Here is a 5,055-nt window from a genome sequence, read left to right on the forward strand (position 1 = left end):
TCCTCTCCCTCGGCGATCCATCTCGGCCTCCTCGACCACGTTGAATCTCCCTTAATATGCGATTCTCAACCCTCCAGATCGCGGCTTTCTGACTCAGTAAGACTAAAGCGCGATGACATTAGGTTGAATCATCATCGCGCTTTAGCTCCTTGTTTGAGCATGATCTCCGCGCAAACGCGTTCCGCGTTTGTCGCGAGGGAAAACCGCTTCGCACTTTTCCGGATCATGCTCTAACCGACGGCTTGGTTAACAGGAAATGCGCGCCGCGCACACCGCGTTAAGCCTTGCTTCATTTCGGCTTAAGCGTTCGTTAGGCACAACAAAACGTTTCGCCGCAAAGGCTGCGACTTAACGCTCCGCGCAGCGTTCCGGTGACTGCATTTTATTCAAATGCGGTCTAACCCATCGCCGTGGATGGCGCCATTCACGCTGCGCCTCATGACTTGTCCGGAGACTACCCCCATGAAGAAGTTCCTGCTCGCAACCGCCGCCGTCGCGGCGGCCGTCGCTGCCTTTGGCGCGACCGCCAACGCCGCCGATTTCAACCGTGGCTATTATCAGAAGGCGCCCGCGCCTGTTTACGCCGCTCCGCTCTACAACTGGACCGGCTTCTATCTCGGCGGCCATCTCGGCGGTGTGTTCTCCCAGAACAACAATTTCAATGGCCTCGCGCTGTCCGACTCCGACGCCCGCTTCATGGGCGGCGTGCAGGCCGGTTACGACTGGCAGCTGTCGCCGATGTGGGTGATCGGCCTCGAAGGCCAGTATTCCTGGGTCGGCGGCCATCAGCTCAACGCGATCTTCCCGGGCGGCTACGTCTACAACAACAACCAGCGCGGCATCGGCTCGATCACCGGCCGCGTCGGCTACACCTGGGGTCCGGGCCTGATCTATGTGAAGGGCGGTTATGCCTATTCCGACAACAACGAAACGGTGACGCTCGGCGGCGCGCCGGTCGGCTTCAGGCTCAGCGACAACCACAGCAACGGCTGGACCATCGGCGGCGGCGCCGAATACATGTTCGCGCCGAACTGGTCGGCCAAGGTCGAGTACCAGTACTATGACTTCGGCGACAGCCGCTTCACCGCGCCGGGCGCGCTGGTGCCGGTCGGCAGCTTCCACAATGACGAGCACACGGTGAAGGCGGGCCTCAACTACCGCTTCAATCTCGGCAACCCCGGCGGCCCCGCTTACGGCCGCTACTGAGATCGCCCTTACAACCAGGCGTGGAAAAGGCCGGCTCACGCCGGCCTTTTTGCATCCGATCGCGTGCATCGATTCCGCACAGCGAACCGAGACGTCGCCACTGCGCGGCAGCCCTGAAAAATCCCGCAGATCGTCGCAATTTTCCCGATTTTGTTAACCGGCCGCACCGATACTCCCGCGCCGGGGAAACATCCAAGAGTAGTGGCCAAGGATAGTGGCCAAGCGTAGTGGGCCAGGGGGCACAGGGGCAATGGCGTTTCGGTTCAAGCTCGGCAAACCAAATCTCAAGCGTATCCATCTGCCGCAGATGGGCGTCAGGGGCAGCCTGTTCGCGGCGTTCGCTGTGATCGCAGGCATGGCGCTGGTGATCAGCGCAGGCGCCGGCATCGTGCTGCATCAGCTCGGCGGCACCATGACCGATCTCTCCGGCCGCGACATTCCGCGGCTTGCCGCGAGCCTGCAACTTGCCGCGCAAAGCGCTTCGCTCGCGGCGCAAGGCCCCGGCCTGCTCGCCGTGCAGAGCGAGGACGCGCTGAACGATCGCACCAAGAAGGTGCAGGACGTCGCGCGGCTCACCAGCGCCAAGCTCGGCGAGATCATCGAGCTCGGCGCCGACAAATCCGTGGTCAGCGCATTGCAGGAGAACGTCAAGAACACCGACGAGGCCACCAAGAGCCTGATCTCGGCGGCGCGCGAGCGGCTCGAGGTCGGCGCGCTGCGCGACAAGCAGTACAACGCACTGCGCAAGGCGCAGGCGGCGTTCGTCTCCGCCGCAAGTCCCGCGATGCTCGACGCGCAGACCCGGCTCAACGCCATCCTCGCCGCGGCCGAAGTCTCCGCGGACGACGCCACTGAAGCTGCCCGCACCGTCGGCCAGATCAGCAACGTGCTCGCCGCCGGCAATCTGATGGCCGCCGACATGACCGCGGCGCTGTCGGCCAATTCCAGCGAAACGCTCGATGCGATCGAGGCCGAGTTCAAGGCCGCGCGTGAACGCGTCAAGTCCAACCTCGAGGACCTGCCGAACAATCCCGCGATCGTTGCGGTGCGCGACACCGCCTCGAGGCTGCTCGTGCTCGGCGAAGGCAAGACCGGCGTGTTCAAGATCCGCCAGAAAGAGCTCGACGCGATCGACTACGGCCAGACCATCCTGGAAGAGACGCGCAAGCTCAATGTCGGGCTCGGCATCAGCGTCCAGCAGCTGGTCGACGCGGTGCAGAAGGAGACCGACAGCTCGACCTTCCAGGCACGGCAGCAGATCTCGCTCGCGACCATGGTGATGATCGGCCTCGGCGCCCTGACGCTGGTCGGCTCGTTCCTGTTCGTCTGGCTCTATGTCGGACGCAACATCCTGCGCCGCATCCGCGGCCTGCAGCGCTCGATGCAGCTGCTGTCCGACGGCGACCTCGACACCGAGATCCCGCAGAGCCGCCAGCGCGACGAGATCGCCGTCATGGCCGACGCGCTGCAGGTGTTCCGCGAGAGCATGGTCGAGAGCCGCGAGCTCACGGAAAACCAGAACAAGGACCGCAGCGCCAAGGCGGAGCGCGCCTCGCGCATGGAAGCGCAGATCGTCACGTTCGAATCCAACGTCCGCAGCGCGCTCGGCAGCCTGCAGACCGCGGCGAACTCGATGCAGTCGACTGCGCAGAGCATGTCGGCGACCGCGGACCAGTCGAGCGCGCTGGTCAACGCCGTCGCGTCGGCCGCCGAGGAAACCTCGGTCAACGTGCAGACGGTGTCGGCCGGCACCGAGGAGCTGTCGTCCTCGATCCAGGAGATCGGCCGCCAAGTCGTGACCTCGGCGGAGATCGCCCGCAAGGCGGTGGAGGAAGCCAGCGCCACCGACAGCACGATGCAGGGGCTTGCCGACAATGCCGCACGCATCAGCGTCGTGGTCGACCTGATCCAGACCATCGCCTCGCAAACCAATCTGCTCGCGCTCAACGCCACCATCGAGGCGGCGCGCGCCGGCGAGGCCGGCCGCGGCTTTGCCGTGGTCGCCTCCGAGGTGAAGAACCTCGCGAGCCAGACCGCGAAGGCGACCGAGGAAATCCGCCAGCAGATCGTCAGCATGCAGGAGGTGACGACGACGGCCGTCTCCGCGATCCGCAACATCTCGAGCACGATCGGCGAGATCAACGACGTCACCACCGCGATCGCCGCCGCGGTCGAGCAGCAGGGCGCGGCGACCCGCGAGATCGCCCGCAACATCCAGCATGCGGCGGGCGGCACCAGCGAGGTGTCGAGCAACATCGTCGGCGTGTCCACCGCGTCGGCCGAGGCGGGCACCGCCGCCGGCGAGGTGCTGAGCGCCTCCGACGCACTGCGCCGCGAGGCCGACGTGCTGCGCTCGGAGATCGACGGCTTCCTGTCGAACATCCGCGCGGCGTAGGTACAGCGTCGTTCCGGGGCTATGCGAAGCATAGAACCCGGAACCTCGAGATTCCGGGTTCGCCTCTTCGAGGCGCCCCGGAATGACGGGCACGTATTCGCAAGACCGTTCGCTTCATCCGGGCTACGGAATTCCGGCGATTTCTCGTCCCATTCTCCGGACGACTATCTGATTTTTCGGCTGGCGCGGCGGCCCGTGTGCCGCTAAGCCGGTAGGATGCATACGAAGACCGACCCCGTGCACTCCTCGGCGGAGGCACTGCGATACCCTTGGGAGAACCATCCCGGCCACGACCAGGTCGTGGAGGTGGCTCCCGGCGTGCTGTGGGCGCGGCTGAAGCTGCCGTTCCGCCTCAACCATGTGAACATCTATCTGCTCGCCGACGGCGACGGCTGGACCATGGTGGATGCCGGCTTCGGCAATGAGGAATCGATCGCGGCCTGGACCACGCTGTTCGAGGGGCCGCTGAAACACGTCAAGGTCACCCGCCTGATCGTGACGCATTCGCATCCCGACCATGTCGGTCTCGCCGGCTGGATCACCGAGCGCTTCGGCTGCCCGCTGTTCATGTCGCAGGTGGAATATCTGCAGTCGGTCTATCACCAGAACCGCGGCACCGAGGAGCGGCGCAACGCGCAGCGGCTGTTCTTCCGCCGCCATGGCATGGACGAGGACCTCACCGAGAAGCTGCTCGGCCGTGGCCAGGATTACCTGAAGCGCGTGTCAGTGCTGCCGCCGTCCTATCACCGCCTCACCCATGGCGACGAGGTCGTGATCGGCACGCGGCGCTTCAAGGTGATCACCGGCGGCGGCCACGCGCTCGACCAGGTGATGCTGTATTGCGCGGCCGACAAGCTGTTCCTGTCCGCCGACCAGGTGCTGAGCAAGATCTCGCCCAATGTCAGCGTCTGGGCGGTCGAGCCCGAGCAGAACTCGCTCGGCGAATATCTGGCCTCGCTGGCAAGCCTGACCACCACCCTGCCCTACGACGTGATGGTGCTGCCGGGCCACGGCGTGCCGTTCTACGGGCTGAAGACCCGGATCAAGCAGCTCGCCGATCACCATGAGGAGCGCTGCCGGCTGATCGCCGAGGCCTGCCGCGAGGTGCCGCAGACCTCCAAGGAGCTGGTGCCCGTGGTGTTCCACAAGCACGTGCTGGACGAGCACCAGATGGGCTTCGCCGCCGGTGAGCTGGTCGCCCATGTCAATTACATGCTGGTCGAGGGCCGCCTGACGGCCGAAATGCACGCCGACGGCATGCTGCGCTTCAAGACCACCTGAACCCGGCCGGGCGGCAAGGCATCGCCCGGCGATTTGACCGAAATCGAGCCGAACGGCCCCGGCTAGTAGCTCGTCACAGTGATTTTGACTCTTTGGGTATGCCTGGATAGGCGCGCCCCAGTTTGGTGCGAGCTTTGTCCGTTGTGAACATCCAATTGATACGGGCGCGAGTT

General features: G+C 64.8%; 3 protein-coding genes. All 3 read left to right on the forward strand.

Translation table 11 applies throughout. The features are described from left to right. Positions 1-462 precede the first annotated feature (462 nt). The 3 genes from ACZBJS_RS41885 (at position 463) to ACZBJS_RS41895 (ending at position 4,882) form a co-directional block, all read left to right on the forward strand. Entirely contained in the window at positions 463-1,206 is a 744-nt protein-coding gene (locus ACZBJS_RS41885) for an outer membrane protein (RefSeq protein ID WP_316398570.1), read from the forward strand. Between the two features lie 250 nt (positions 1,207-1,456). Continuing rightward, positions 1,457-3,601: a methyl-accepting chemotaxis protein gene (locus ACZBJS_RS41890; RefSeq protein ID WP_141342965.1), complete on the forward strand. Its 2,145-nt coding sequence runs from the start codon at positions 1,457-1,459 to the stop codon at positions 3,599-3,601. A gap of 216 nt (positions 3,602-3,817) precedes the next feature. Further along, positions 3,818-4,882 carry an MBL fold metallo-hydrolase gene (locus ACZBJS_RS41895; RefSeq protein ID WP_026191925.1) on the forward strand — a complete coding sequence of 355 codons (1,065 nt, stop codon included), beginning with the start codon at positions 3,818-3,820 and terminating at the stop codon, positions 4,880-4,882. The last annotated feature ends 173 nt before the right edge of the window (positions 4,883-5,055 follow it).

Source organism: Bradyrhizobium sp. KZN70725 (assembly GCF_055264925.1).

Bases quoted from the DNA above. Each gene is read 5' to 3' on its own strand.
- ACZBJS_RS41885 (WP_316398570.1), top strand. From the start codon at position 463: ATGAAGAAGTTCCTGCTCGCAACCGCCGCCGTCGCGGCGGCCGTCGCT.
- ACZBJS_RS41895 (WP_026191925.1), top strand. From the start codon at position 3,818: ATGCATACGAAGACCGACCCCGTGCACTCCTCGGCGGAGGCACTGCGA.
- ACZBJS_RS41890 (WP_141342965.1), top strand. From the start codon at position 1,457: ATGGCGTTTCGGTTCAAGCTCGGCAAACCAAATCTCAAGCGTATCCAT.